Consider the following 25,556-nt stretch of genomic DNA (forward strand, 5'->3'; position numbering starts at 1 on the left):
CCGGGCTGGTCGAGGGCGGCAGCGGGGAAGGTGAGGGTCACGCCGGCCGAGCCTCGCTGCAGAATTCGTTGCAGAAGATGACGAGGTGAAGCCCTTGCGGTGTCGCATGGGGAACGCTTCCGAACGCGTCCGCTCGGCTCTTCCTCCCTGCTCCAGCCGGGCAAATAAGGAGGAGAGGGAGGGCACACTCGGGGCGCCGCGGGGGTAGCGGCCTTCAGCCGGCGCGCTTCTCCTCGATCCGGTCCCAGATCTGGGCGGCGATGTCCGGCCCGCCCAGCCGCTTGATGGCGCGCAGGCCCGTGGGGGACGTGACGTTGATCTCGGTGAGATTGCCGTCGATCACGTCGATGCCCACGAAGATGAGCCCCATCTTCTTCAGCGAAGGTCCGATGCGGGCGCAGATCTCCAGTTCCCGGTCGGTGAGATCGGTGGGCCGCGCCGCCCCGCCCCGCACCATGTTGGACCTCAGGTCCCCCTCGCTGGGCACGCGGTTCACCGCGCCGGCGGCCTCGCCGTCCACCAGGATGATGCGCTTGTCGCCGTGCTTTACGGCGGGCAGGAAGCGCTGCACCACCCAGGGCTCGCGGAAGGTCACGGAGAACAGGTCGAACAGCGAGCCGAAATTGAGGTCATCGGCGGTGAGGCGGAAGACGGCGGCACCGCCGTTGCCGTAGAGCGGCTTCATCACCACGTCGCCGAACTCGGCGCGGAAGGCCTTGATCTCGCTGAGGTCGCGGGTGATCAGCGTCGGCGGCATCAGGTCGGGAAACTCGGTGACGAAGATCTTCTCCGGCGCGTTGCGCACATGGGCCGGATCGTTCACCACGAGCGTCTTCGGGTGGATGCGCTCCAGAAGGTGGGTCGCGGTCACATAGGCCATGTCGAAGGGCGGGTCCTGGCGCATCAGCACCACGTCTATCTCGCCAAGCGGGATGCGGCGCGTCTCGCCCAGAGCGAAGTGCGCGCCCGCCTCGTCCTTCACGGTGAGCGGCTCCACCGTCGCGAACACCACGCCGTCGCGCATGGCCATGCGGTCGGGGGTGTAGTGGAACAGCGCGTGCCCGCGCGCCTGGGCTTCCAGCAGCAAGGCAAAGGTGGAATCGCCGGCAACGTTGATGTTGGCAATGTGGTCCATCTGGACCGCGACCTGAAGGGCCATGGCAATCTCCGGTCCCCGCGGGAGTCCGCCGGGGCGAATGGGGCTTCACCTTATCTATAGCCGCGATGGCTGCCCCGCCACCTCCCATGCCGATGGCCGCGGTCCTTGAGGAGGACCGAGAGGGTGTCGCCATGGCGCCGCGCGGGCTTGCGCCACGTGGCTCCTGCGTCTGGCGCATCGGCCTCTGGTTTCAGGTCTGGAGCGCCCGGAGCTTCAGACCGGCCTCACCACTCCGCCTCGAACGCCCCGGGCAGGTGCTCCGCCGCGCCGGTGCGGGCGATGAGAACGGCGTCGAACCGCATGTTCAGCGTCGCAAGCTCGGGATGGGCGGCGAGGTACGCCTCGGCCGCGGCGGCGATGCGCCGGCGCTGGCGCGGCAGGATGGAATAGGCGGCATCCGCGATGTCGGCGCGCTGCTTCACCTCGCAGAAGACGAGAAGGTCTCCCTGCCGGGCGATGAGGTCGATCTCCCCCGCCTTGGTGCGCACCCGCCGGGCGATGATGTCAAAGCCGTGCGCGCCGAGCAGGGCCGCCGCCCGGGTCTCGGCCTGAAGGCCGCGGTCGTGGGCGGCGCGGCGGCGGGCCTTCTGCGCAGGGCCCGAATTCTCAGCCATCGCCCTCCGCCTCGGCGCGGCCGCCGGACAAAGCCAGCGCGCGCGCATAGACGTCCCGCTTCGGCCGGCCGGTCATGGCGGTGACGGTGGCCACCGCATCCTTCAGCGAGCCTTCCTTCAGGGCGCGGGCGAGGGCCTCGTCCACGGCATCGTCGCCGGCCGCCTCTTCCAGCGGCGGGCCGATGACGAGCACGATCTCGCCCTTGGGCGGTTCCACGCCCGCGTAATGGGCGGCGAGGGCGGGCAGCTCGCCGCGCCGCACCTCCTCATAGGCCTTGGTCAGCTCCCGGCAGACCGCGGCCTTGCGCGGACCGAGGCGCTCGGCGAGGTCGGCGAGGCTCTCGGCAAGGCGCGGGCCGCTCTCGTAGAAGACGAGAGTGGCGGGCACGTTCGCCAGCGCGCCGATGCGGTTCTTCCTTTGTCCGGATTTGGGGGGGAGGAAGCCGTCGAACAGGAAGCAGTCGGTGGGCAGGCCCGCCGCCACCAGCGCCGCGAGCAGGGCCGAGGCGCCGGGCACCGGGTGCACCGTATGGCCCGCCTCCGCCGCCTCCACCACCAGCTTGAAGCCGGGATCGGAAACGAGCGGCGTGCCGGCGTCCGAGATGAGGGCCACGCGCTCCCCGGCCGCGAGCCGCGCCAGCAGCTTCGGCCGGGCGCTGGCGCCGTTGTGGTCGTGATAGGGCACGAGCGGGGTCTGGATGGCGTAGCGGTCGAGCAGGCGGCGGGAGATGCGGGTGTCCTCGCAGGCGATCACGTCCGCCGCCGCCAGGGTCTCCAGCGCCCGCACGGTCACGTCGGCGAGGTTGCCGATGGGCGTCGCCACCACGTGGAGGCCGGGCGCGAGGGCGTGGGCGGACACTTCGGTGCCGGCGAGGAGGTAGGTTTTCGGCCGCGCGCCGGAGGCATCCGGCGCAGGCGAGCGGTGCGGGCTGGTCATGGCGCCACCATAGTCCCGCGCAAGCGGAACGGGAACGCCCCGCCGCCGGGGTTTCGCCGCGGCCGTCGCGATCCGGCTGGTGGCTCAATCCGTCGGCCGCTCAGCTTATGTGCCGGGCGGCCGCCACCACCGCCTGGCCGAAGGCGAGCCCGCCGTCGTTGGCGGGTACCTCGGCGGGGACGAGGGTGGCGAGGCCGCGTGCTGCGAGGCGGCGGGCCGTCTCCTCCAGCAGCCGGGCGTTCTGGAACACGCCGCCGGACAGGGCGACGGTGCCGATGCCCTCTTTCTCAGAAATGCGCGCGGCGGCCGCGACGAAGGCCTCGGCGAGGCCGGCATGGAAGGCGGCGGCCATGTCCGCGCGGGGGCGGCGGGCGGCGAGGTCCGCGTGCATCGCCCGCCACAGGGGAGCGGGGTCGATCTCCATCGGCCCGCCCGCGCTCTCAAGCGCGAAGGGGTAGGGGGCGGCGTCCCCGGCCGCCAGCGCCTCCAGCGCCATGGCCGCCTCGCCCTCATGGCTGAGCCGGTCGGGCGCGAGGCCGAGCAGGCACGAGGCCGCGTCGAACAGCCGGCCGGCGGAGGAGGCCAAGGGCGCGTTCAGCCGCTTGTCCATCATCGCGCGCAGCGTGGAGATGGCTTTTCCGGCGAACAGGCCGGCGAGGCGGGGATCGGCGTCCACCGCGCTCCGCCCCAGCGCCCGGTCGAGATGGGCGAGCAGCACGCGCCACGGCTCCCGGCTCGCCGCATCCCCGCCGGCGAGGGGGATAGGCGCGAGGCGGGCGGCACGGCGGCTCACCCGATAGTCGCAGACCAGCACCTCGGCGCCCCAGGCCGTGCCGTCGTCGCCCAGCCCCAGCCCGTCGAGGGCGATGCCCACCACCGGACCGTCGGACCGCCGCCACCCGGCCTCCGCCATGGCGGCGGCGATGTGGGCATGGTGGTGCTGGATCCGCTCCAGCCGGAGGCCGCGGGCCTCGGCGAGGGCGATGCCGAGGCGGGAGGCGCGATAGTCCGGATGGAGGTCCACCGCCACCACCTCCGGGTGGTGGACGAAGAGGGCGGAATAGTCGGCGAGAGCCGCATCGAAGGCATCGCCCGTGGCCGGCTCGTCCAGGTCGCCCAGGTGGTGGGAGAGCAGCGCCTTCGCCCCGTGGGTGAGGCAGAGCGCGCTTTTCAGCTCCCCGCCCATGGCGAGCACCGGCGGGGCCTCGGCGAAATCGGCGGGCAACCGCAGCGGCATGGGGGCGAGGCCACGTCCGCGCCGCATCACCCGCAGCCCGCCGGCCGCGAACCGCGCCACGCTGTCGTCGAGGCGCCGGGCGATGGGCCGGTCGTGCATGAGGAAGCCGTCGACGATGCCGGAAAGGCCCGCGCGCGCCTCCTCGTCCCGGAAGATCTGCGGCGCGCTGGAGCGGTTGCCGGAGGTCATCACCAGGGGCCCGCCGGTCTGCGCGACCAGCATGTGGTGCAGGGGCGTGTAGGGCAGCATCAGCCCCAGCACGGCCTGTCCCGGCGCGACGCCAAGGGCGAGGGGCCCGCCCGGCCTGAGCCGCAGCAGCAGAATGGGCGCGGACGGATGAGCGAGCGCCGCCTCCTCCTCCGGGGAAAGGAAACAGAGGGCCCGGGCGGTGGCGAGGTCCGCCATCACTGCGAGCGGCTTGGTGGGCCGGTGCTTGCGGGCGCGCAGGGTCTCGACCGCGGCGGCATTCGTGGCATCGCAGGCGATATGGAAGCCGCCGATCCCCTTCACGGCCAGGATCCGGCCCGCCCGAAGCAGGGCGGCGGCGTGGGCGAGCGGGTCCGTGCCGTCAGCCTCGACCCCTTCCAGCCACAGCCGCGGCCCGCAGTCCGGGCAGGCGATGGGCTGGGCGTGGAAGCGGCGGTCGGCCGGGTCGTCATACTCGGCGCGGCAGGCGGGGCACATGGCGAAGCCCGCCATGGTGGTTGCCGGCCGGTCGTAGGGCAGGCCGGTGACGATGGAGAAGCGCGGCCCGCAATCCGTGCAATTGGTGAAGGCGTAGCGGTGGCGCCGGGCGTTCGGGTCGGCGATCTCGGCCCGGCAGGCGGGGCAGGTGGCCACATCCGGCACCACGCCCACCGAGACGGTGCCCGGCCCGCTCTCCACGATGCGGAAACCGTCCCCGGGCGGGAGCGCCGGCCGCCGCGTCACCGCCTCCACCCGCGCCAGCACCGGGGCTTCCGCCGCCAGCGCCGCCGCGAACGCATCGAGCGTCGCGCGGGCGCCACCGGCGTGAATGACCACCCGGTCCCCGGCGTTGCGCACGGTGCCGCGGATGCCGAGGCGCGTGGCGAGGCGATGCACGAAGGGGCGGAAGCCGACCCCTTGGACGATGCCGGAGACCTCGATCTCCTCTCCCTCGATCCCGTCCGCAGCCATGGCCGGTCAGTGCACCGTGCAGACCATGCAGGGGTCGAACGAGCGCACGATGTGCTGCACGCTCACGGGCGTCACCTCCCCTTGCCGCACGGGCGCGCCCACGAGGGCGGTCTCCAACGGGCCGGGCTGGCCGGAAGCATCGCGGGGGGAGAAGTTCCAGGTGGTGGGGGCGATGATCTGGTAGCGGGCGATGCGGCCTTTCTCCACCACCACCCAGTGTCCGAGCGCACCGCGCGCCGCCTCCGTCAGCCCGAAGGCGCGGCCGTGCTGGGGAAGGTGTCCCTGCGCGCACCAGGGCGCGCCCGGCTGAAGCTCCCGCACCCAGCCTTCCATGGCGATGAGGGTGCGGGCCGTCTCCACCAGCCGGCCGATGACGCGGGAGCGCACGTTCGCCCCCTCCCGCGCCGCGAGGTCGCGGGCGAGCGGATGGCCGGCCACCACCTGCCGGGCGAAGGCGCCCGTCTCGAACGGCAGGCCAGCGAGGCGCGGGGCCTTGCACCAGGTGTAGCCGGTCTCGTCCGTGGCATCGGGGAAGGTGGTGCCCTCGAAGGGCACGTGCGGCGCCTCGCGGCCCTCCATGCGGGCGAAGGTGTGATCCTCGGCGATGGCGGCGGGGTCGAGCGCACCTTCCGCACCGGCGAACGTGCCGGATGCGTAGAGGCGGCCCTCCGCCTGCGGATAGGCGCCATAGGACAGGAAGCGGTCGTGGGCGCGGCCGAGGGTGGTGAGGTCGAGGTCGGTGGCGATCTCGAGGAACAGGCGGAAGTCCCCTTCGGGCCCGGCCTGCCGCCAGGCCTCCAGCTCATCGGCGGAGGCGATCTGCGCGACCTGCTCCAGCGGCGCGCCGTAGAGACGCTCCTCCAGGTCCGCGCGCACGGCGCCGAGGGTGGCAAGCAGGCGCATCTGGTCCCGTGCATCCGCGCCCCTGGCGACACCGCCGGGCTGGAGCGCGAGGGTGTGCGGCCAGCGCCCGGCGAGGAGGCCGAGCACATGCAGCAGCGTCGCCCGCGTCGCCAGCGCCCGGCGCACGCTCTCCCCCTGGGCCGCCTTGAAGCGCCGGGCCGCCGCCGCGAACCACGGCCGGTCCTCGTACACCGCCCGGGCGAAGTCGGGCATGAAGAAGACGTGGAAGTGGGTCAGGTGGTCCGCCACGTTCTCGGTGGCGAGGATGAGGTTGGTGGCGATGCGCCCGTTGTCGGTGGGCCGGATGCCCTCAAGCTCCGCCAGGGCCAGCGCCGCGGCGTGGGACTGGGACACCGAGCAGATGCCGCAGATGCGCGGGGCGATGACGAGGGCATCGCGCGGGTCGCGCCCTTCCAGGATGCGCTCGAAGCCGCGGAAGAGGGGCGAGGAGACGAAGGCCCGCCGCACCTCCCCGCCCGCGACGTCGAGCCGGACCTCGAGGTCGCCTTCCACCCGGTTGAACGGCCCGACGACGAGCCGCTTTTCACCTTCCGTCATGGTTTGCTTGCGCTCATCGCTTCTTGATGTCCCGGACGGCGGGCGGCGTCACGACGTGGTCGGCGGTGGCGTTGCGCCTGAGGCGCTCCGGCGTCGCCGCCTTGGCCAGTGACGAGAGGGCGATGAACCAGGCCTTGGGCATGTCGGTGGGAAGGCCCACGGGAATGCCGCCGATCTTCGGCGTCTCCAGGAAGGCGTGGCCCGGCTCCTCGAACTCGGGGGCGGTGCAGTTGATGCAGGCGTGGCCGCCGCGGGTGCAGGAGCCCTCGCCGTTCCACAGGCGGGTGTTGCAATCGGCGTGCGCCTGCGTGCCGAGGCAGCCGAGATGCTCCATCATGCAGCCGAGGTCGCTCATCTTCTCGGCGCTCGCCTTGTACTCGTAATATTCGTTGCGCGGGCAGCCGTGGTGCACCAGGTGGTCGGCGTAGAAGCGCGGCCGGGCGTAGATGTCCAGGTCGCCTTCGTGGATCAGCCCGGCGGCGAGCAGCATCAAGGTCTCGGTCACCCAGTTGGGATGGGTGGGGCAGCCGGCCACGTTGATCACCGGCAGGCCGGAGCGGGAGCGGAAGTCCGCCCCCAGCGCGCCGCCCTTGCGGCGGCCGTCATACTGCAGGCCGCAGGCGTCGGCGGGATTGATGCCGGCGGCGGTCACCCCGCCATAGGCGGCGCAGGTGCCGACCGCGACCACGTTCTCGGCCACCGCCGCCAGGCGCCGCGCCCAGTCGATGGTGGGCGTGCCGGTGCCGGCGAGCATATGGAAGCGCCCGGTCCCGTTCGGCCCGCGCAGCAGGGCGCCCTCCACGCACAGGGCATCGAGCCGGACCGCGCCGGAGAGCACGGCCTCGAACACCGCGAGGGCCTCCGCGCCGGTCTCCTCCGACAGGGTCGGATGCCAGAGGAAGCGGATATGGGCGCTGGCGAGGGTCGCCGTGAGGTCCGGCGCCTCGGCGCACAGCAGCGACATGGTGCAGCCACCGCAACCGCCGGATTGCAGCCAGAGCAGGGTGAACGGCTCGTTCATGGGCGCCCCGCCGGAAGGATGAGGGAGAAGACGGCGCCGCCGTCCGGGTGGTTGGTGGCCTCGAGCCGCCCTTCATGCTCCTCGACGATGCGATAGCAGATGGAGAGGCCGAGGCCGGTGCCCTTGCCCACCGGCTTGGTGGTGAAGAAGGGGTCGAACACGCGGCCGAGGATGTCCTCGGGGATGCCCGGCCCGCTGTCGCGGACCCTGACCACCACGCGCGGGGCGCCGGGCCCGTCGAGCCGCGCGCCGGTGATCTCCAGCCGGCGCTCGGGCCGGCCTTCCAGGGCATCCACCGCATTCTGAACCAGGTTCATCATCACCTGGTGGATGTGGCCGGGGTGGCCCACCGCCTCCAGGCCCTCGGGCACGTCCACGAGGATGGCGAGGTCCGGCATCTGGCTCTTGGCCACCCAGTCCACGGCGGAGCGGACCACGCCGGCGAGGTCGAACACCTCCCGCGCCTCCCGCCGGTCGGAGGAGAAGCGGCGCAGGTCGGCGACGATGTCGCGCACGCGCTCGGCCCCCTCCAGCATGCCGGAGAGGGTGGCGGGGATGTCGGACAGCGCGCGATCGATGCGCAGGTCGCCCCGCGCCTTGGCGAGGGCCGGACCGTTCGCGCCGCCGTGCACCTGGTCGAGATAGGCGATGAGCCGCTCGGCATAGCGCTTCAGCGCATGGGCGTTGCCATAGACGAAGGAGATGGGGTTGTTCAGCTCGTGGGCGACGCCCGCCACCAGGCGGCCGAGGGAGGCCATCTTCTCCGAATGCACCAGCTGCTGCTGGGTGCGCTTCAGATGCTCGTGCGCCTGAGCGAGCTCGTGATAGGCGGCACGCAGCTCGCCGATGGGCCGGCCCACCAGCACGATGCCCACCGCCCGCCCGCGCGGATCGAACCGCACGGCGCCGTTCACCGCCACGGGGAGAGGCCCGTCGGTGGTGGCGAGGGTGAATTCCCGGTCGGCGATGCGCTGGCGCATCCCCATGGTCGCCAGCACATCGGCGGCGGTGGTCGGCGAGGAGGCGTCGATGAGGTCGGCGAGCGGGCGGCCCACCAGCCCTTCCGCCAGCTGGCCGAAGGCACGTTCGGCGGCGAGGTTCACCTGCTCCACCCGTCCCGAGAGGTCGCAGGCGACGAGCACGTCCGTCATGGAGCCCAGCAGGCCGGCGATGAAGCCCTGGGCTTCCTCCAGCGCGGCGTTCTTGGCCTCCAGCTCCACCTGCTGGCGGACCAGCTCCGCATAGGCCTCGTCCATCTTGCGGATGACGGCGATCCACGCCTCTTCCGCATCCACCGCGCCGAAATCCGCTCCCGCGCCGGTGAGCGCGAGGGGTGGTTCGGCGAGAAAGTCCTTGCCCCCGGAGACGGGCATCGGGCGGTCCTGCGCTGGAGAGCGGGGGAGGGAGAGGTTAATCCCGCCCGTCCCTCCGGCGCAACGGGGCGGTGCTCAGCGCGATTCCAGCCCGTCGCGCAGGGCACGCAGGCGGTCGTAGAGGTCGGGGAAGGCGTCGAGCTTGGTGACGCCGACCATGCGGACGTAGGCCGTGGGGCCGAAGCGCAGCCATTGCACGATCTTCACCGGCTGCCCGGTCTTGGCGTCGGCGGCGGTGGCCATCACCTCGAAGCCGGGCTGGCCGGAGATGCGCAGGGGCTCCGCCCGCTCCAGCCGCATCTCCTTCACCCCCGGCAAGGTGGACAGGGCGCGGATGGCGAACTGCCGGCGGTCGTCCTCGCGCGGCGCGCCGGAGCCGATGGATACCACGAAGATCGGTTGCTCCGCGCCGTCCACCACGTCCTTCGGGCCGTCGGTGAGCAGGAGCGTGTTGCCGGCGATGGCGCGGATGGGGCGAAAGCCCGCGAGGTTGCCCATGACGAAGGGCAAGGCGTCCACCTGGTTCTGCACCGAGCGGAAGGTGAGGGTGGCGAGCGCCGCGCGCACCACCGCGTCGGGATAGGCGGCGATCTCGCCCTCGGGCACCTGCATGGTGACGAGGGCGGTCATGGCGTCGTTGCCGGCGAGCAGCACCCATTTGCGGAAGGTGGCGGATCCCACCGTCTGCCGGGCGGTGAACAGCACCCCTTTGCCGCCCTTCAGCTCGAACGGCTCGCGCTTCTCCAGCTCGATGCCCTTGGAGGCCAGCGCCGAGGAGGTGAAGCCGGCCTCGATCGGGTCGAAGGCCTCGGCCGGCATCTCGGCGATGACCAGCGCGGCGGTATGCCCGAGGTCCTCGAAGCCGGTGAAGGCCTGGCTCTCGCTCATGCCCGGCGGCGGCACGAGGCCGATGGCGGAGCCGCGCGGAAATGTGACGTCCGCCGCCCGCGCGGGGCTGGCGATGGCGGCTGCGGTGAGGGCGACGGCGAGGACGGCGGCGGTCAAAAGGCGGCGCATGAAGGGCTCCGGCGGACGGACGTGCCGGGTGGCGGGGCCTCTTTTCCCCTCCGCCGCGGGCGAACGGCCTGTTTCGGGCGACAATCGGGCAATTCTGTGGGACCTCACGCGGGTGTGCGTCATGCGGGGTTCACGCGGCGGAGGGTCAGGTTGATGCGTCCGCCTTCCGCCAGGAGGGTGGACGTGCCGGCGAGGATCCGGTCGACGCCATGGAAGGCGAGCCGGCTCGGCCCGGACAGCACGAAGATATCCCCCGAGGCAAGGCGGACCGAGCTGGTCTTCCCCCCGCGCTCTTCCCCGCCGATGCGGAACAGCGCCGTGTCCCCGAGGGAGAGGGAGAGGACCGGCGCGGTGAGATCGAGCTCGTCCCGGTCCTGGTGCAGGCTCATGCGGGCGTCGGGCCCGTAATAATTGACAAGGCAGGCTTCGGGCGGGGCCGGGCAGCGGGCATAGGTCTCCCACAGCCGCAGCAGGCGGGCCGGCACCGGCGGCCAGGGCTGGCGCGTGTCCGGGTGGAAGGACTGATAGCGGTATCCGGAGGTATCCGAGACCCACCCCAATGGCCCGCAATTGGTCATCGTCACGGAGAAGGGCTTGCCGGTGCGCGGCATGGTGGGGGTGAAGGGTGGCGCCTGTGCCATCACCGCGCGGATGTCGGCGAGGAGGGCGGCCTGTTCCGCGCGGTCCAGCGCCTCGCGATACCACAGGGCACCGGGAGCGATGGCGAGGGGCGTGGGCCTTGAAGGCTCGGGTGCAGGGGGTGGCACGCGGTTTCAGGCGATTTGAAGAAGAAACACGGTGATCACGCGGGCGCTCCTCGGGCTTCACTTCGGCGTTAATATGGTAGTAACTATATGTTACATGGCCTTTTTCGGCCAAGTGGGAACAAATTGGCGGATCAGCATCTCTTCTCGGAGCTGGGGCGAGGAGGATGTTCCGTCATGACTGCCGCCATTACGACCACCACCCTTACGGCCGTCGGCGACCCGTGCGCCACCGCACGCCGGCCGTCCACCCGATTGCCATCCCCCCTCTCGCTGGGCCTCGGCTTGGTGCTGCTGGTGGCGGGCGCGGCCGGGGCCTCGGCGCAGACCACCGTCGTCATCACCAACGGTGGGGGCTACGGCTATGGCGGCTATGCCGGCTACGGCGCCTTCGGCCCCGCCCAGCGCGACTACATGGCGGGCTACGTGGTGCGCCATCCGGTGCCGCCGGCGCCCATTCCGGGCGGTTTCGTCGCTTCCGTCGGGGCCGTGGTGCCGAATGGGGTGGTGCTCAACCGCTTCGGTCCGCCGGTCGCCTATGGCGGCTATGCGGCCGGCTACCCGCAGGGCTACGGCCAGGCGGCCTATGACGACGGCGGCTATGGCGATGCCGGCTATGTCGCGGGCGGTTACGGGGCGGTGGGACCCGGCTACGGCGGGGCCTATCCCGGGGGCTATGACTTCTCCGGCTACCGCTACGTCGTGCTGCCCGGCAATGAGGCGGCGGTGGTGGAGGCGCGGACCCGCCGCATCATCCTCATCATCGAGTGAGGCCCGGGCCGAGGCAGCAGGGTATCCGGCCGGCCCTGGAGCGTAATCCGGGCAAATGGAATCCGTTTGCCCGGTGGGCCGCTCTGTGAACCCGGGAAAGAGAACGCGTCCCCCGATCAACTCGTGATGCGGGCTGATCGGGGCGTGCCCTGGCGGGCTGGGGCCTTTGCGGAAAGGCCGTTGGCCGCTTGCGGCCGGCTCGGGCATAGTGCCGCCGCGCCGGCACGGCGCATGCTCCGCCACGGGAAAGCCGAAGGAAAATCCATGGGCCCGCACGGAAAGTTCTACTGGAACGAGTTGCTCACCGACGACGTGGACAAGGCCAGGGCCTTCTACGGCGCCACCCTCGGCTGGACCTTCAGCGAGATGCCCATGGCGGACGGCGGCACCTATCATGTCGCCGCCCTCGGCGAGGAGCCGGTGGCGGGCCTCATGGACAAGACTGACCTCCTGCCTCCCACCGTGCCGCCCCACTGGTTCAGCTACATCAACGTGGACGACATCCACCAGCGCCTGAAGCTGCTGCAGGCCGCCGGCGGCCATGTGCTGCGGGAGCCGTTCGAGGTGCCGGGCATCGGCTGCATCGCCATCGTGTCGGACGCGACCGGCGCGCCCTTCGGCCTCATGACCGCCAGCGAGGGGTGATCCGCTTTGTGCGCCCGCCCCTGGATCGTGTCCTATCCGGTGGGATGACGCGATCCCCTTGGGTCGAGCGGGCTCAGCCCGTGAGGTCCGCCGCCGCAAGGCGCCGAACCCCGGCGGCGGTCATGTCGGCGAAGGCGGCGGCCAGCGAGCCGTCCACGTCAATGGCGCGGCAGGCATCCTCCACCACGTAGGTGGTAAAACCGTGCCGCGCCGCATCCACCGCCGACCAGGAGACGCAGAAGTCGAGGGCGAGCCCCGCAAGATAGACCGTCTCGATCCCCCGTTCCCGAAGGTAGCCGGCAAGGCCGGTGGGGGTGGTGCGGTCCGCCTCATAGAAGGTGGAATAGCTGTCGATGCCCTGGTGGTGGCCTTTGCGCACCACCAGCTGGGCGTGGGGCACGTCGATCCGGGAGGAAAGCCGGGCGCCGTCCGTGTCCTGCACGCAGTGCACCGGCCACAGGATCTGCCGTCCGTAGGGCAGGTCGATGATATCGTAGGGCGCACGGCCGGGATGGCTCGCGGCAAACGAGACGTGCCCCGGCGGGTGCCAGTCCTGGGTGAGCACCACGTTGCGAAAGCCGGCGGCGAGCTGGTTCGCCAGCGCCATCACCTCGTGCCCGCCGGGCACGGCGAGGGCGCCGCCGGGCAGGAAATCCACCTGCAGGTCCACCAGGATGAGCACGCTGCGCGGATCGGTGCCGCGGCCGGGCGCCCCGGTGGGCTTGGAGGGGCTCATCTGCGGCGCCTCATGGGAAAAGCCCGGCGCGGAGAAATCCTCGCGGGGACGTGAAAAAGGGATCGAACGCCTGCTACCACGCCTTGCAGGGCCAAATCACCCCCCCTATATCCGCCTCGATCGCCGTTGTCGCGGCGAACCCCAATTCAAGTTCAGGGGGCCGGCGGATCGGTCGCGGGAGGGGCTCGCGGCCTTCCATCTCGGGTGCCGAAAGGGCCCGGTCGGCCTGCCGGCAAGGAGAAGCTATATGGCCAAGATCATCGGTATCGACCTCGGCACCACCAATTCCTGCGTTGCGGTGATGGAGGGGTCTGCCCCGAAAGTCATCGAGAATGCCGAAGGCGCGCGCACCACGCCTTCCATCGTCGCCTTCACGGAGGATGGCGAGCGTCTCGTCGGCCAGCCTGCCAAGCGGCAGAGCGTTACCAATCCCGAGCGTACCTTCTTCGCGGTGAAGCGCCTCATCGGCCGCCGCTATGACGATCCCACCGTCGAGAAGGACAAGAAGCTCGTCCCCTACCAGATCGTGCGCGCCGACAACGGCGACGCCTGGGTCGAGGCGGACGGCAAGAAGTATTCCCCCTCGCAGATCTCCGCCTTCATCCTGCAGAAGATGAAGGAGACGGCCGAGTCGTTCCTGGGCGAGAAGGTGGAGAAGGCGGTCATCACCGTCCCCGCCTACTTCAACGACGCCCAGCGCCAGGCCACCAAGGACGCCGGCCGCATCGCCGGCCTTGAGGTGCTGCGTATCATCAACGAGCCCACCGCGGCGGCGCTCGCCTACGGCCTCGACAAGAAGTCGGCCGGCACCATCGCGGTCTATGACCTCGGCGGCGGCACCTTCGACGTGTCGGTGCTGGAGATCGGCGACGGCGTGTTCGAGGTGAAGTCCACCAACGGCGACACCTTCCTCGGCGGTGAAGACTTCGACATGCGGCTCGTGGGCTACCTCGCCGACGAGTTCAAGAAGGAGCAGGGCATCGACCTGCGCAACGACAAGCTCGCCCTTCAGCGCCTCAAGGAGGCCGCCGAGAAGGCGAAGATCGAGCTGTCGTCCGCCACCCAGACCGAGATCAACCTGCCCTTCATCACGGCGGATGCCTCGGGTCCGAAGCATCTCACCATGAAGCTCACCCGCGCCAAGTTCGAGGCGCTGGTGGACGACCTCATCCAGCGGACCGTCGAGCCCTGCCGGCTCGCGCTGAAGGATGCCGGCCTCACCGCCGGGCAGATCGACGAGGTGGTCCTCGTCGGCGGCATGACCCGCATGCCCAAGGTGCAGGAAGTGGTGAAGCAGTTCTTCGGCAAGGAGCCCCACAAGGGCGTCAACCCGGACGAGGTGGTCGCCATCGGCGCCGCCATCCAGGGCGGCGTGCTCCAGGGCGACGTGAAGGACGTGCTGCTGCTCGACGTGACCCCGCTGTCGCTGGGCATCGAGACGCTGGGCGGCGTGTTCACCCGCCTCATCGACCGCAACACCACCATCCCGACCAAGAAGAGCCAGGTGTTCTCCACGGCCGAGGACGGACAGACCGCGGTGACGATCCGCGTGTTCCAGGGTGAGCGCGAGATGGCGGCCGACAACAAGATGCTCGGCCAGTTCGATCTCATGGGCCTTCCCCCGGCGCCCCGCGGCGTGCCGCAGGTGGAGGTGACCTTCGACATCGACGCCAACGGCATCGTGCAGGTCTCCGCCAAGGACAAGGGCACCGGCAAGGAGCAGCAGATCCGCATCCAGGCCTCGGGCGGCCTCAACGATGCCGACATCGAGAAGATGGTGAAGGACGCCGAGGCCCACGCGGCCGAGGACAAGAAGCGCCGGGCCCTGGTGGAAGCCAAGAACCACGCGGAAGCCCTCGTCCACTCCACCGAGAAGGCCGTCGCCGAGCATGGCGAGAAGGTCGGCGCGGCGGAGAAGGGGGCCATCGAGGCGGCGCTCGCCGACCTCAAGTCGGCGCTGGAGGGCGATGATGTCGAGGCCATCACGGCCAAGACCAACGCCTTGGCCCAGGCCTCCCTCAAGCTCGGCGAGGCCATGTACGCGGCCCAGCAGGGCGGCGCGGAGCCGGGCGCGGCCAAGAAGGACGACGTGGTGGACGCCGAGTTCACCGAGGTCGACGACCACAACAAGAAGTCGGCCTGACGAACCCGCCGGCGGGCGCTGAGCCCGCCGGTTTTCTTCGCTGCCCCTGAAGGCGGTATTTGATTCGACCGGTTTCAGTCGCTATTCCCGGCCCGTTCCGGGTGCTGCGCCGGGTCCCAGGCGGTTTGCGCGAGGCGGGCCATCGGCGCACCCCCCGGATGGGGCGCATCAACCGCCGGCAGGATGGCCGGCCATGACAACCCGTTCCGAATGCCGAAGACAGCCCGGACGCCCTTGACCCGGCATTCGGCAGGCCTGTTGCGGCAGGCGAAGTGCGGCAGGTGAAGACAGACTATGGCCAAGCGCGACTATTACGAGATCCTCGGCTGTGACCGCGGCGCCGACGAGACGGTGCTCAAGGCCTCCTACCGCAAGCTGGCCATGAAGTGGCATCCAGACCGCAACCACGGCAATGACGACGCCGAGGTGATGTTCAAGGAGGTCAACGAGGCCTACGAGGTCCTCAAGGACCCCCAGAAGCGCGCCGCCTATGACCGCTTCGGCCATGCCGCCTTCGAGAACGGCGGGGGCGGCGGCCCCGGCTTCGGCAACGACTTCGCCTCCTCCTTCGCGGACATCTTCGACGATCTGTTCGGCGGCTCCATGGGTCGCGGGCGCGGCGGCGGCCAGCAGCGCGGGCGCGGCGCGGACCTGCGCTACAACATGGAGATCACGCTGGAGGAAGCCTTCACCGGCAAGACCGCGCAGATCAAGATCCCTACCTCCGTCACCTGCGAGACCTGCTCGGGTTCGGGCGCCAAGCCCGGCACCCAGCCCAAGCCCTGCCGCACCTGCGGCGGCGCGGGCAAGATCCGCCATGCCCAGGGCTTCTTCACCCTGGAGCGCACCTGCCCCACCTGCCAGGGCCGCGGCCAGGTGATCGAGGATCCGTGCGGCGCCTGCGGCGGTGCCGGCCGGGTGACGCGCGAGCGCACCCTCTCGGTGCAGATTCCGCCCGGCGTCGAGGACGGCACCCGCATCCGCCTCGGCGGCGAGGGCGAGGCCGGCGTGCGCGGCGGACCGGCCGGCGACCTCTACATCTTCCTCTCCCTCGAGCCCCACGCTTTCTTCCAGCGGGAGGGCGCGGACCTCTATTGCCGCGTGCCCATCTCCATGGTGACGGCGGCGCTGGGCGGCGCGGTGGAGGTGCCCACCATCGACGGCGACAAGACCAAGGTGAAGATCCCCGAGGGCACCCAGTCGCAGAAGCGCTTCCGCCTCTCCGGCAAGGGCATGCCCATCCTGCGCGCGCGCAATCATGGCGACATGTATGTGCAGGTGGTGGTGGAGACCCCGCAGAAGCTCACCAAGCGCCAGCGCGAGCTGCTCGCCGAGTTCGACAAGGAATGCTCCGGCGAGACCCATCCCGAATCCACGGGCTTCTTCTCCAAGGTGAAGGAGTTCTTCCAGGGGGCCGCGGGCGAGGGGGCGTGAGCGGGTGGGCTCCGTCCCGGGGCCCCTCAGGCGGTCTGCGGAACGGGTGACGCGCCGCTCTTGCCGCTGAGCGCGTCCCGCGCCGCCGCCATGCAGCGGGCGATGCCCTCGTCATAGGGGGTCTTCGCGATGGGGCCGATGAGGCGCTGGAGGGCGCTGTCGTCGAAGACCACGGGCGTGGTCATCAGATAGTTCATCTCCACCAGCTCGCGCATCAGCGGGTCGAACAGGCCGGCGAGGCGCAGCAGGGTCTTGCCGGCCACCATCAGCTTCGGCGGCCGGTGCGCCAGGGCGAAGGCGCGGTCCGCGACCTCGCGAACGGTGATCGTGCCCGCACCGCCGAGATTGAAGGTGTGGCCGAAGGCGTCCTCCCGCCCGACCAGCGCCCGCGCCACCGGCCCCACGTCCGGCACGAAGACGAATTCGTGCGGCGTGTCGATGGGTCCCACCACCTTCGCCCGCCGTCCCTCGGCCGCCGCGGCGAAGATGTCGGCCAGGAAGCTGCGCTCCACGCCGGGGCCGTAGAAGTCGGGCAGGCGCAGGATGCTGGCGCGGATCGTCCCGGCGGCGTCCGCCGCCATCAGGATATCCTCCTGCTCCTTGCGCATCTGCCCCTTGCGGGTGTGGGGCATGCGCGGGTGCGCCTCGTCCACCCGTGTCGCCTGGGGCCGCCCGAAGGGATAGGCGGTGCCGATCAGCAGCAGGCGGGACACCCCCTCGGCGGCGGCCGCGGCGATGGTCCGCCGCATCAGTTGCGGGTGGAGGTGGAAGGCGTCGTAGGGCACGCCCACCATGTAGATGAGGGTATCGAGCCCCCGAAAGGCCGGGCGCATGCCGTCCACATCGTCCGGCTGCCACAGCCGGGCCTGCGCCAGGCGGGTGTCGCCAGCCATGCGGGCGAGGCTCGCCGCCGACCGGCCGATGACGGCGTAGGGCGTGGCGGCGGCCTCGAAGGCCGAAGCGATGCTCGCCCCCACCGCGCCGGTTGCGCCGACGAGGCCGATGCGAGGAGCGGGATGGGGGTGGGCGTTCTCTTGCGGAAAGGTGGCGGCGGACATTAGAGTGATCCTGAACGTTGTTCACTAAACGATGTTCATAAACTGAACAGTGTTTATGTCAAGCCTTGAAGGAGGGCCCGTGCCCGCGCCTGCCGCCCCCCGTGCCCGCCGGAAGGAAGACGCCCGTGCCCGCATCCTCGCAGAGGCGCGCCGCATCGTGCTGGAGCAGGGGTTCGAGGCCCTCACCATGCGGCGGATCGCCGACGCGGCGGGCTATTCGGCGGCCGCCCTCTACCTCCACTTCGAGAATCGCGAGGCCATCGCCCGCGAGCTCGGCGAGGCTGGCATGCGTGCGCTGCTGGCCGCCCTTGCGGAAGCGGGCGCGACGCCCGATCCGGTGGCGCGCCTCGCCGCGCTCGCTTTTGCCTATGCTGCCTTCGGCCGCGCCGAGCCGGACACCTACCGCCTCATCTTCATGGAGCCCGGCTTTGCCGCGAGCGCGCTGGGCGGCAAGGACGAGGCCGGGGCTGCGGCATTTGCGCTGATCCACGGCGCCTTCGCGGACCTCGCGGCATCGGGCCGGCTGAGGCAGGGCAAGGCCCCGGAGGCCCTTGCGCTCACCTTCTGGATCCTCATCCACGGCACGGTGAGCCTCAAGCTCACCTGCTCCGCCTTTCTCGCCGCGCCGGAGGAGGACCTGATCGCCGACGCCCTCGACAGCCTCCTCCATGGCGTGCTGGTTGCGCGGCACGAATCTTGACCCAGCCCGTTTTCCCGTCTAAGCGCCTGAGAACCGATCCAATCGGGCGCTCGAGGTTCCGTCGATGCTTCATTCCCACGACCAGCGCAGCCCGCTTCACAAGCCTTTGCTTTCGAAGCCCAATCTCAAGGACGAGGTGCGCTTTCTCCAGTCGTGGTTTCAAAATCCGCTGAAGACCGGCGCCGTCGCTCCCTCCAGCCCGGCGCTCGCCAAGATGATGGCGAGCTATCTGGACCCGAAGATGGACGGCCCGGTGATCGAGCTCGGCCCGGGCACCGGCCCGGTGACCAAGGCGCTGCTCGCCCGCGGCTTCGCGCCGGAGCGGCTGTTCCTCATCGAATACAATCCGGAATTCTGCGCCTTGCTGCGGCTGCGCTATCCGGGGGTCACGGTCATCAACGGCGACGCCTACAAGCTGGGCAAGACGCTGGCCGACCGCCTGCCGGGCAAGGCCGTGGGCACCATCTCCTCCTTGCCGCTCTTCACCATGCCGGAGAGCGAGCGTCACCGGATGGTGAACGAGGCCTTCGATCTCTCCCACCCGCATGCGCCGTTCGTGCAGTTCACCTATGCGGTGGTCTCGCCGGTGCCGCTGGTGAAGGGCGCCATCGACGGCGAGCGTTCCCCGCGGGTGTGGCGCAACATCCCGCCGGCGCGGGTCTGGGCCTATCGCCGCCCGTGACGCATCGGGCCGGCGCCGCCCCGCGCCGGGTCTTCATTCCACATGCGGGGCCGCTGTGGCGCATTTCCTCTATCTGACCCATCCGCAGGTCAAGGTGGATGCGGCCGTTCCGGTGCCCCAGTGGGGCCTGTCCGCTGTCGGCCGGGCCCGTGCCCAGGCCTTCGCGGCCTTGCCGGGCCTCGGTTCCTACCGCCGGCTCATCGCCTCCACGGAGGAGAAGGCGAAGGAAACCGCCGGCATCCTCGCCGCTGCCCTCGACCTTGGCGTGGAGGTCCACGACGGCCTGGAGGAGAACGACCGCTCCGCCACCGGCTACCTGCCGGAAGCCGAATTCCAGACCATGGCCAACGCCTTCTTCGCCAGTCCCGAGGCCAGCGTGCGGGGCTGGGAGCGGGCGGTGGACGCGCAGGCGCGCGTCGTCGCGGCGGTCCGGGCGGTTCTGGAGGTTCGGCAGGATCGAGACCTTCCGGTCATCTTCGTCGGCCATGGCGGCGTTGGCACCTTGCTTCTGTGCCACTTGGCGGGCTACCCCATCTCGCGCGTCCACGACCAGCCCCCGGTGGGGGGTGGATGCTGGTTCCGCGCCGGCCCCGGATCTCCTCCGGAGCGTTGGCGCCCAATGGAGGAGGCCCCATGAGCGAGCGCGAAGCAGGCCATGCCGACTTGCACGAGTTCCATGCCAGGGGCCGCGACCGCCTGATCGTCGCCCTCGACTTCCCGAGCGCCAGCGCCGCGGAGGCGCTGGTGTGGCAGCTCGGCGATGTCGTGAGCTTCTACAAGATCGGCCTTGAGCTGACCGTGGCCGGCGGCCTCGACCTCGCGGCGGACCTCATCGGCGCCGGCAAGAAGGTGTTCCTGGACCTCAAGCTGCACGACATCGGCAATACGGTGGAGCGCGCCACCGCCGCCGCGGCGGAGAAGGGCATCAGCCTGCTCACCGTCCATGCCTACCCCCAGACCATGGCCGCCGCCGCCCGCGGCGCGGCGGGCAGCGATCTGAAGGTGCTGGGCGTCACGGTGCTGACCTCCTACGACGATGCCGACCTCGCCAAGGCGGGCTATGGCGCGAGCGTGACCGACACGGTGCGCCTGCGCGCCGGGCAGGCGCGGGAGGCGGGCATCGCCGGCTGCATCTGCGCGCCGACCGATGCCGCGATGGTGCGCGCCATCCTCGGCCCGGACCGGCTGGTGGTGACGCCCGGCGTGCGCCCGGCGGGCGCGGAGGTGGGCGACCAGAAGCGCATCGCCACCCCCGCCGCGGCCATCGGCGCGGGGGCGAACATGATCGTGGTGGGCCGGCCGATCCTCGCCGCGCCGGATCCTCTGGAAGCGGCGCGCAGCATCGTGGCGGAACTCGCCGGCGCCTGAGGGCGCGACGGACCGGGGGATGGGAAGATGGCGAAGGGCTACTGGTTCCTCAATCTCGACGTGGTGAACCCGGTGGACTACATCACCTACCGGGAGGCGAACCTCCAGTTCGCCCGGCAGCATGACTTCCGCTTCGTCATCCGCGGCGGCGATTTCGAGCAGCTGGAAGGCATCAAGCGCCATCGCAACGTGCTGGTGGAGCTGCCTTCCTTCGAGGTCGCCGTCGCCACCTACGACGCGCCCGACTATGCGGACATCCGCGCCCTGCGCCGCGCCACCGCCATTTCCGACCTTGCCGCCGTGGAGGGCTACGACGGGCCCCAGCTTTCGCCCGCGCCGCCGCCGGAGGGCACGGCGGAGCATCCCCGCGGCTACTGGATGGGCAAGGTGGATGTGAGCGATCCGGAGCGCTACAAGGATTATGTCGCCGCCACCGCCGAGCCCTTCGCTGAATATGGCGCCTGGTTCCTGGTGCGCGGCGGCCGGCACCATCTGCTGGAGGGGCGGGGGCGCTCGCGTTATGTGGTGGTCGCCTTCCGCGACCCCGCCACCGCCCGCGCCTGCTATTTCTCGCCCGCCTATCAGCGGGCGCGTGCCATCCGGCAGGAGACGTCCGTCGCCGATATCTGCCTCGTCTCCGGTTATACCGGCCATGAGGCGCCGCCCGCCTGAGGGACGCGCCGCGGGGTCATGCCCCGATTGTTGCATTGCAACGCCGACGCGCCCAGACCATTGGCTAGAGCACGCGCCGATCCGATTGCACCCCAATCGGATCGGACACCGCGTTCTCTAACCTTGAGTAAGAGAGCGATTCACCGTTCGGATGGAGGCCATCCGAACGGATCGCACTCTGGAGCCCGCGCCGATCCGACTGCGCCGCAACCGGATCGGGCACCGCGTTCTCGAACTTGGATTTGCAGCACGCGCCTTCACGCGGGCCGGCCTCCGGCAACCCAGCGGCGCATCCGGGGAGTTGAACTGTGTCCGATCTGCGCATCGTCATCGCCGGGGCCGGTGGCCGCATGGGCCGCACCCTCATCAAGGCCATCAGCGAGGCCGGGGGCCTTGTGCTCGTGGGGGCGCTGGAGCATTCGGGCTCCGCGCACCTGGGCGAGGACGCGGGCCTGATGGCGGGCCTCAGGGCCGATGGCGTGACGGTGGAGAGCGACGTCGCCCCCACCCTCAATGGCGCCGACGTGGTGGTGGACTTCTCCTCTCCCGGCGCCTCCGTGCGGCTCGCCGAGCGCCTTGCCGAGGCGGGCATCGCCCATGTCATCGGCACCACCGGCTTTTCCCACGCCGACAATGCGGCCATCGCCGCCGCGGCCCGGCGCACGCCGGTGGTGAAGTCCGGCAACATGAGCCTCGGGGTGAATCTGCTCGCCGCCCTCACCCGCCGGGTGGCCGCGACGCTGGACGAGAGCTTCGACATCGAGATCGTCGAGATGCACCACAACAAGAAGGTGGACGCCCCCTCCGGCACCGCCTTGCTGCTGGGAGAGGCGGCGGCGCAGGGGCGCGGCTGCGAGCTTTCCACCTCCTCCGAGCGCGGCCGCGATGGGGTGACCGGCGCCCGCAAGCCCGGCGCCATCGGCTTCGCCAGCCTGCGCGGCGGCTCGGTTGTGGGCGAGCACATGGTGATCTTCGCCGGCCCCTCCGAGCGCATCGAGCTCGCCCACAAGGCGGAGGACCGCATGATCTTCGCCCGCGGCGCCCTCGCGGCGGCGCGCTGGGCGAAGGGCCGCGAGCCGGGGCTTTATTCCATGGCCGACGTGCTCGGCCTGTCCGATTTCTGATCCGCTGGAGTTTATGTCCATGTCCGAGCGCATCCTCGTCCTCGTCCGTCACGGGCAGAGCGAGTGGAATCTCAAGAACCTGTTCACCGGCTGGCGCGATCCCGACCTCACCGAGCAGGGCGTCGCCGAGGCGAAGCGCGCCGGCGCGCGCCTGAAGGCGGAAGGGCTCACCTTCGACGTGGCCTTCACCTCCGCGCTCACCCGCGCGCAGAAGACCCTCGACCTCGTGCTGGGCGAGATGGGCCAGCAGGGGGTGAAGACCTTCAGGAACCAGGCGCTCAACGAGCGGGACTACGGCGACCTGTCCGGCCTCAACAAGGACGACGCCCGCGCCAAGTGGGGCGAGGAGCAGGTGCACCTGTGGCGCCGCTCCTACGACGTGCCCCCGCCCGGCGGCGAGAGCCTGCGCGACACGGTGGCCCGCACGCTGCCCTATTACGTCCAGGAGATCCTGCCCGCGGTGCTGCGCGGCCAGCACACCATCGTCACCGCCCACGGCAATTCGCTGCGCGCCCTCATCATGGTGCTGGAGAAGCTCTCCCCCGAAGGCATCATGAAGCGCGAGCTGGCCACCGGCGCCCCCATCGTCTACCGCCTTGCGGCGGACTCCACGGTGGAGAGCAAGCGCGACCTGGTGGCGGCCGCCTGAGGGCGATGGCGACGCCGCGACCTTGTGCCCCGGCCGACTGAAACGGAGCGTCAGCGCGGTGAAAGGAGAGCCGGGGCCCAGCGCGAGAGCGCGTTGAAGGCTGCCGCTGCCAGAACCTCGCTGAAGATATGGCGCTGCTGCGCAGGATTTTCCCCCGGGCCCCGGATCGGCGCTCCACCTTCGGTGTCGCTGGTCCGGGATGCGCAGGCTGCTTCTCGGGCGTTGCCACGTTTGCCTGCCACGATGGGTTCTTCCGGGCCTCATGCCCCGGCTGGCCCGGGGCATCCGTTCCGTCGCCCGCTTCGCGCGGGAAGGTGAAGCGACAGCCGGGCCGCAGGGTGAAGCCCTCCCCCGGAACGCCGGCTGCCGCCGGGCTCCACCGCAAGACCGGAAACGCCCATTTGCCCCCGGCGGCCGGGAGTTCTATTGAGCGGCGCACGATCGTTCCGCCGCATTCCCATCGAGGCCCCATGTACCCCACCGACACCGGCCTGCCCTTCGACGACATCCGTCACCTGGTCTCCACCATGCCCGGCCCCTCGGAGGGCGCGCGGGAGGCGGCGCTGGCGCGGCAGGGGCAATTGGTGAAGCCGCCCGGGGCGCTGGGCCGGCTGGAGGAGATCGCGGTCCACATGGCGGCGTGGCAGGGCAATTCCCTGCCCACGGTCAACCGGCCCATGGTGGCGGTGTTCGCCGCCACCCACGGCATCGCCGACCGCGGCGTCTCGCCCTATCCGGGTGCCGTGACCAAGCAGATGATGGCCACCTTCACCGCCGGCAAGGCGGCCGTGAACCAGATCTGCGCCACCTTCGACGCCGGCCTCAGGGTGTTCGACCTCGCCCTCGACTACCCGACCCCGGACATCACCGGGGAGGCCGCCCTCGACGAGAAGGCCTGCGCCGCCACCATGGCCTTCGGCATGGAGGCCATCGCCGGTGGCTCGGACCTGCTGTGCCTGGGCGAGATGGGCATCGGCAACACCACCATCGCCGCCGCCCTGTGCCATGGCCTCTATGGCGGCACGGCGGAGGACTGGGTGGGCGCCGGCACCGGCTCCACCGGCGACGTGCTGGCCCGCAAGGTCGAGGCGGTGCGCGCCGCGGTGGCCTTCCACAAGGACCACCTTTCCGATCCGCTGGAGGTGCTGCGCCGCCTCGGCGGGCGCGAGCTTGCGGCCATGGCGGGGGCGATCATCGCCGCCCGCCACGAGAAGGTGCCGGTGGTGCTCGACGGCTATGTGGTGACGGCGGCCGCCGCCGTGCTCCACGCCATGGATCCCGCCGCCCTCGACCATTGCCTCGCCGGCCATGTCTCGGCGGAAAAGGCGCACCGCGTCCTGCTGGAGCGGCTCGGCCTGAGGCCCATCCTCGACCTCGACATGCGGCTCGGGGAAGGCTCGGGCGCGGCGCTGGCGGTGGGGGTGGTGAAGGCCGCGGTGGCCTGCCATCGCGGCATGGCCACCTTTGCCGAGGCGGGCGTCTCGGACAGCTGAGACCTGCCTGGGCCCGCATCGCGCCCGGGCGGTCCGGGGGCTCGCCGGCGCGGCGTTCGCGCGTTCCCCGGTGCGGCTCCCGTGCCGGGATCGAAGGCTCAGCCCGCCGTGTCCTCAGCCCGCCGTGTCCATCGCGCGCGTGCCGGGAAAGGCGACGCACGCCCGCGTGCCGCTGCCGGGCCGCCGGGTCAGGGTCAGGCTCGCGCCGTGGAGCGTGGCGAGCCCGCGCACGATGGCAAGCCCCAGCCCCGCGCCCCGCCCGGTGGCCACGTCGAGCCGGCTTTCGCGCGCATGGGCGCCGCCCAGCGGCAGCTCCCGCTCGGCGATGCCCGGCCCCGTGTCCTCCACCGCCAGCACCGGCGCCCCGTCCCCGGCGAGGCCGGCGAGAAGCCGCACGGTGCCGCCCGGCGGGGTGAACTTCACCGCATTGGCCAGCAGGTTGAGGGTGATCTGGCGCAGCGCCCGCTCGTCGCCCCACAGGCGGGGCGCCTCGCCGAGGATCTCGGCTTCCAGGGTCAGCGCCCGGTCGTCCGCCTGGGGACGCATCATGGCAAGGCAGTCCTGCGCCAGCTGGTCGAGGCGCACCGGCGTCTCCATGAGCGTGCGGTGGCCGATCTCGATGCGGGCGAGGTCGAGCAGGTCGTCGGCAAGCGCCAGCAGGTGGCGGCCGGAGGCGTGGATATCCCGTGCATAGCCGGCATAGGCGGGCACGCGGTGGGGGCCGAGCACCTCCTGCGCCATCATCTCGGAAAAGCCCATCACCGTGTTGAGGGGCGTACGCAGCTCGTGGCTCATCTCGGCCAGGAAGAGGGACTTGGCCCGGCTGTCCGCCGCGGCGCGGGCGCGGTCGGCCTCGGCGGCGCGGGCGCGGGCCTCCCAGGCGCGGCGTTCCTCGGCGAGGCGCTCCATGCGCCGCAGCAGCACGGCGGCGGCGATGGCGGCCGCCCCGCCTCCCGCCAGCGCCCCGACGAGACCCGACACGGCCCCGCCCGCGAGCGCGATGCCCGCCACCCCGAGGGCTCCGGTGACGACGACGGACGCCCGCTCCCGCCACGGGACCTGGTCCGGGCCGGCCGTCGCGACTCCTCCCCCCTGCGCCGCGGGCGGGGGGCCTGCGGCGTCGGTGAGCGGGGGGCAGAGCGGGCCGGACATGCGGCGGGGAGCCCTTCGCACCCGGCGCATCCGGGACAGGATGCGGCGCGGGCCTCAAGAGCGCGTGCCGGGCCGGCTTGCAGGGCAGGCGGACCGGAGCACGCGTTCGCGGTGTTGGAACGAGAGGCGGACCCTCCGGGCAGGGCATGCGACCCACCCGGCTTCCGCTCTGGAAGACACGATGCGGA

General features: G+C 71.2%; 24 protein-coding genes. 12 read left to right on the forward strand and 12 right to left on the reverse strand.

Annotated elements, in window-relative coordinates:
- Window positions 1-214 precede the first annotated feature (214 nt).
- From gshB to V5F59_RS00595, 9 genes are all read right to left on the reverse strand, one after another.
- The gene (gshB, locus tag V5F59_RS00555; RefSeq protein WP_393979319.1) at window positions 215-1,159 is read right to left on the reverse strand and encodes a glutathione synthase; all 945 of its coding nucleotides are present in this window, start codon (window positions 1,157-1,159) and stop codon (window positions 215-217) included.
- Between the two features lie 224 nt (window positions 1,160-1,383).
- Complete coding sequence (locus V5F59_RS00560) at window positions 1,384-1,773, reverse strand: YraN family protein (protein ID WP_393979321.1); 390 nt, start codon at window positions 1,771-1,773, stop codon at window positions 1,384-1,386.
- Window positions 1,766-2,710, reverse strand: a complete 945-nt coding sequence (rsmI, locus tag V5F59_RS00565) for a 16S rRNA (cytidine(1402)-2'-O)-methyltransferase (protein WP_393979323.1) — start codon at window positions 2,708-2,710, stop codon at window positions 1,766-1,768. The genes V5F59_RS00560 and rsmI overlap by 8 nt, the downstream gene beginning before the upstream one ends.
- A 100-nt stretch (window positions 2,711-2,810) precedes the next feature.
- Entirely contained in the window at window positions 2,811-5,105 is a 2,295-nt protein-coding gene (gene hypF / locus V5F59_RS00570; RefSeq protein WP_393979325.1) for a carbamoyltransferase HypF, read from the reverse strand.
- Window positions 5,106-5,111: 6 nt separating this feature from the next.
- Window positions 5,112-6,566, reverse strand: a complete 1,455-nt coding sequence (locus V5F59_RS00575) for a nickel-dependent hydrogenase large subunit (RefSeq protein WP_393979327.1) — start codon at window positions 6,564-6,566, stop codon at window positions 5,112-5,114.
- Between the two features lie 13 nt (window positions 6,567-6,579).
- Window positions 6,580-7,587 (reverse strand): NADH-quinone oxidoreductase subunit B family protein, encoded by a 1,008-nt coding sequence (locus V5F59_RS00580; RefSeq protein WP_393979329.1) that lies wholly within the window; start codon window positions 7,585-7,587, stop codon window positions 6,580-6,582.
- A complete protein-coding gene (locus V5F59_RS00585; RefSeq protein ID WP_393979331.1) occupies window positions 7,584-8,960 on the reverse strand; it encodes a sensor histidine kinase in 1,377 nt (458 codons plus the stop codon). Before V5F59_RS00585 ends, V5F59_RS00580 begins: the two co-directional genes overlap by 4 nt.
- Window positions 8,961-9,035: 75 nt before the next feature.
- Window positions 9,036-9,977: a hypothetical protein gene (locus V5F59_RS00590; RefSeq protein WP_393979333.1), complete on the reverse strand. Its 942-nt coding sequence runs from the start codon at window positions 9,975-9,977 to the stop codon at window positions 9,036-9,038.
- A 119-nt stretch (window positions 9,978-10,096) separates the two neighbouring features.
- Window positions 10,097-10,744: an alpha-ketoglutarate-dependent dioxygenase AlkB family protein gene (locus V5F59_RS00595; RefSeq protein ID WP_393979335.1), complete on the reverse strand. Its 648-nt coding sequence runs from the start codon at window positions 10,742-10,744 to the stop codon at window positions 10,097-10,099.
- A 174-nt stretch (window positions 10,745-10,918) separates the two neighbouring features.
- On the opposite strand from V5F59_RS00595, the gene V5F59_RS00600 reads away from it, so the two are divergent.
- Both V5F59_RS00600 and V5F59_RS00605 read left to right on the forward strand, forming a co-directional pair.
- Window positions 10,919-11,512, forward strand: coding sequence for a hypothetical protein (locus V5F59_RS00600; protein WP_393979337.1), 594 nt, complete (start codon window positions 10,919-10,921; stop codon window positions 11,510-11,512).
- Window positions 11,513-11,776: 264 nt separating this feature from the next.
- Window positions 11,777-12,157 carry a VOC family protein gene (locus V5F59_RS00605; RefSeq protein ID WP_393979339.1) on the forward strand — a complete coding sequence of 127 codons (381 nt, stop codon included), beginning with the start codon at window positions 11,777-11,779 and terminating at the stop codon, window positions 12,155-12,157.
- Between the two features lie 73 nt (window positions 12,158-12,230).
- On the opposite strand, the gene pncA is transcribed toward V5F59_RS00605, so the two are convergent.
- Window positions 12,231-12,893 (reverse strand): bifunctional nicotinamidase/pyrazinamidase, encoded by a 663-nt coding sequence (gene pncA, locus V5F59_RS00610; protein WP_393979341.1) that lies wholly within the window; start codon window positions 12,891-12,893, stop codon window positions 12,231-12,233.
- A gap of 247 nt (window positions 12,894-13,140) precedes the next feature.
- Here pncA and dnaK point away from each other — a divergent pair, with 247 nt between their 5' ends.
- Window positions 13,141-15,036, forward strand: coding sequence for a molecular chaperone DnaK (gene dnaK, locus V5F59_RS00615; RefSeq protein WP_393979343.1), 1,896 nt, complete (start codon window positions 13,141-13,143; stop codon window positions 15,034-15,036).
- 294 nt (window positions 15,037-15,330) lie between these two features.
- Window positions 15,331-16,470, forward strand: a complete 1,140-nt coding sequence (dnaJ, locus tag V5F59_RS00620; protein ID WP_393979345.1) for a molecular chaperone DnaJ — start codon at window positions 15,331-15,333, stop codon at window positions 16,468-16,470.
- A 26-nt stretch (window positions 16,471-16,496) separates the two neighbouring features.
- On the opposite strand, the gene V5F59_RS00625 is transcribed toward dnaJ, so the two are convergent.
- Complete coding sequence (locus tag V5F59_RS00625) at window positions 16,497-17,528, reverse strand: NAD-dependent epimerase/dehydratase family protein (RefSeq protein WP_393979347.1); 1,032 nt, start codon at window positions 17,526-17,528, stop codon at window positions 16,497-16,499.
- Window positions 17,529-17,607: 79 nt separating this feature from the next.
- Between V5F59_RS00625 and V5F59_RS00630 the strand changes: the two genes are divergently transcribed.
- The 8 genes from V5F59_RS00630 (at window position 17,608) to cobT (ending at window position 24,216) form a co-directional block, all read left to right on the forward strand.
- Window positions 17,608-18,228, forward strand: coding sequence for a TetR/AcrR family transcriptional regulator (locus tag V5F59_RS00630; RefSeq protein ID WP_393979349.1), 621 nt, complete (start codon window positions 17,608-17,610; stop codon window positions 18,226-18,228).
- A gap of 64 nt (window positions 18,229-18,292) precedes the next feature.
- The gene (locus tag V5F59_RS00635) at window positions 18,293-18,910 is read left to right on the forward strand and encodes a class I SAM-dependent methyltransferase (RefSeq protein WP_393979351.1); all 618 of its coding nucleotides are present in this window, start codon (window positions 18,293-18,295) and stop codon (window positions 18,908-18,910) included.
- Window positions 18,911-18,965: 55 nt separating this feature from the next.
- Window positions 18,966-19,547 (forward strand): histidine phosphatase family protein, encoded by a 582-nt coding sequence (locus tag V5F59_RS00640; protein ID WP_393979353.1) that lies wholly within the window; start codon window positions 18,966-18,968, stop codon window positions 19,545-19,547.
- A complete protein-coding gene (gene pyrF / locus V5F59_RS00645; protein ID WP_393979355.1) occupies window positions 19,544-20,278 on the forward strand; it encodes an orotidine-5'-phosphate decarboxylase in 735 nt (244 codons plus the stop codon). Before V5F59_RS00640 ends, pyrF begins: the two co-directional genes overlap by 4 nt.
- Before the next feature lie 27 nt (window positions 20,279-20,305).
- On the forward strand, window positions 20,306-20,950 hold the full coding sequence (locus V5F59_RS00650) for a DUF1330 domain-containing protein (RefSeq protein WP_393979357.1): 645 nt from the start codon (window positions 20,306-20,308) through the stop codon (window positions 20,948-20,950).
- A gap of 308 nt (window positions 20,951-21,258) precedes the next feature.
- Window positions 21,259-22,074, forward strand: coding sequence for a 4-hydroxy-tetrahydrodipicolinate reductase (gene dapB, locus V5F59_RS00655; protein ID WP_393979359.1), 816 nt, complete (start codon window positions 21,259-21,261; stop codon window positions 22,072-22,074).
- Between the two features lie 19 nt (window positions 22,075-22,093).
- Window positions 22,094-22,723 (forward strand): 2,3-bisphosphoglycerate-dependent phosphoglycerate mutase, encoded by a 630-nt coding sequence (locus V5F59_RS00660; protein WP_393979361.1) that lies wholly within the window; start codon window positions 22,094-22,096, stop codon window positions 22,721-22,723.
- Window positions 22,724-23,193: 470 nt separating this feature from the next.
- Window positions 23,194-24,216 carry a nicotinate-nucleotide--dimethylbenzimidazole phosphoribosyltransferase gene (cobT, locus tag V5F59_RS00665; RefSeq protein WP_393979363.1) on the forward strand — a complete coding sequence of 341 codons (1,023 nt, stop codon included), beginning with the start codon at window positions 23,194-23,196 and terminating at the stop codon, window positions 24,214-24,216.
- A 114-nt stretch (window positions 24,217-24,330) separates the two neighbouring features.
- Here cobT and V5F59_RS00670 read toward each other — a convergent pair whose 3' ends face one another.
- Window positions 24,331-25,368 (reverse strand): sensor histidine kinase, encoded by a 1,038-nt coding sequence (locus V5F59_RS00670; RefSeq protein WP_393979365.1) that lies wholly within the window; start codon window positions 25,366-25,368, stop codon window positions 24,331-24,333.
- Window positions 25,369-25,556 lie beyond the last annotated feature (188 nt).

This window comes from Xanthobacter nonsaccharivorans, assembly GCF_043194755.2.
GTDB lineage: Bacteria > Pseudomonadota > Alphaproteobacteria > Rhizobiales > Xanthobacteraceae > Xanthobacter > Xanthobacter autotrophicus_G.

Coding starts and splice junctions, on each gene's coding strand:
- gshB (WP_393979319.1), bottom strand. CDS start 1,159: ATGGCCCTTCAGGTCGCGGTCCAGATGGACCACATTGCCAACATCAAC.
- V5F59_RS00560 (WP_393979321.1), bottom strand. CDS start 1,773: ATGGCTGAGAATTCGGGCCCTGCGCAGAAGGCCCGCCGCCGCGCCGCC.
- rsmI (WP_393979323.1), bottom strand. CDS start 2,710: ATGACCAGCCCGCACCGCTCGCCTGCGCCGGATGCCTCCGGCGCGCGG.
- hypF (WP_393979325.1), bottom strand. CDS start 5,105: ATGGCTGCGGACGGGATCGAGGGAGAGGAGATCGAGGTCTCCGGCATC.
- V5F59_RS00575 (WP_393979327.1), bottom strand. CDS start 6,566: ATGACGGAAGGTGAAAAGCGGCTCGTCGTCGGGCCGTTCAACCGGGTG.
- V5F59_RS00580 (WP_393979329.1), bottom strand. CDS start 7,587: ATGAACGAGCCGTTCACCCTGCTCTGGCTGCAATCCGGCGGTTGCGGT.
- V5F59_RS00585 (WP_393979331.1), bottom strand. CDS start 8,960: ATGCCCGTCTCCGGGGGCAAGGACTTTCTCGCCGAACCACCCCTCGCG.
- V5F59_RS00590 (WP_393979333.1), bottom strand. CDS start 9,977: ATGCGCCGCCTTTTGACCGCCGCCGTCCTCGCCGTCGCCCTCACCGCA.
- V5F59_RS00600 (WP_393979337.1), top strand. CDS start 10,919: ATGACTGCCGCCATTACGACCACCACCCTTACGGCCGTCGGCGACCCG.
- V5F59_RS00605 (WP_393979339.1), top strand. CDS start 11,777: ATGGGCCCGCACGGAAAGTTCTACTGGAACGAGTTGCTCACCGACGAC.
- pncA (WP_393979341.1), bottom strand. CDS start 12,893: ATGAGCCCCTCCAAGCCCACCGGGGCGCCCGGCCGCGGCACCGATCCG.
- dnaK (WP_393979343.1), top strand. CDS start 13,141: ATGGCCAAGATCATCGGTATCGACCTCGGCACCACCAATTCCTGCGTT.
- dnaJ (WP_393979345.1), top strand. CDS start 15,331: ATGGCCAAGCGCGACTATTACGAGATCCTCGGCTGTGACCGCGGCGCC.
- V5F59_RS00625 (WP_393979347.1), bottom strand. CDS start 17,528: ATGTCCGCCGCCACCTTTCCGCAAGAGAACGCCCACCCCCATCCCGCT.
- V5F59_RS00635 (WP_393979351.1), top strand. CDS start 18,293: ATGCTTCATTCCCACGACCAGCGCAGCCCGCTTCACAAGCCTTTGCTT.
- pyrF (WP_393979355.1), top strand. CDS start 19,544: ATGAGCGAGCGCGAAGCAGGCCATGCCGACTTGCACGAGTTCCATGCC.
- V5F59_RS00650 (WP_393979357.1), top strand. CDS start 20,306: ATGGCGAAGGGCTACTGGTTCCTCAATCTCGACGTGGTGAACCCGGTG.
- V5F59_RS00660 (WP_393979361.1), top strand. CDS start 22,094: ATGTCCGAGCGCATCCTCGTCCTCGTCCGTCACGGGCAGAGCGAGTGG.
- cobT (WP_393979363.1), top strand. CDS start 23,194: ATGTACCCCACCGACACCGGCCTGCCCTTCGACGACATCCGTCACCTG.
- V5F59_RS00670 (WP_393979365.1), bottom strand. CDS start 25,368: ATGTCCGGCCCGCTCTGCCCCCCGCTCACCGACGCCGCAGGCCCCCCG.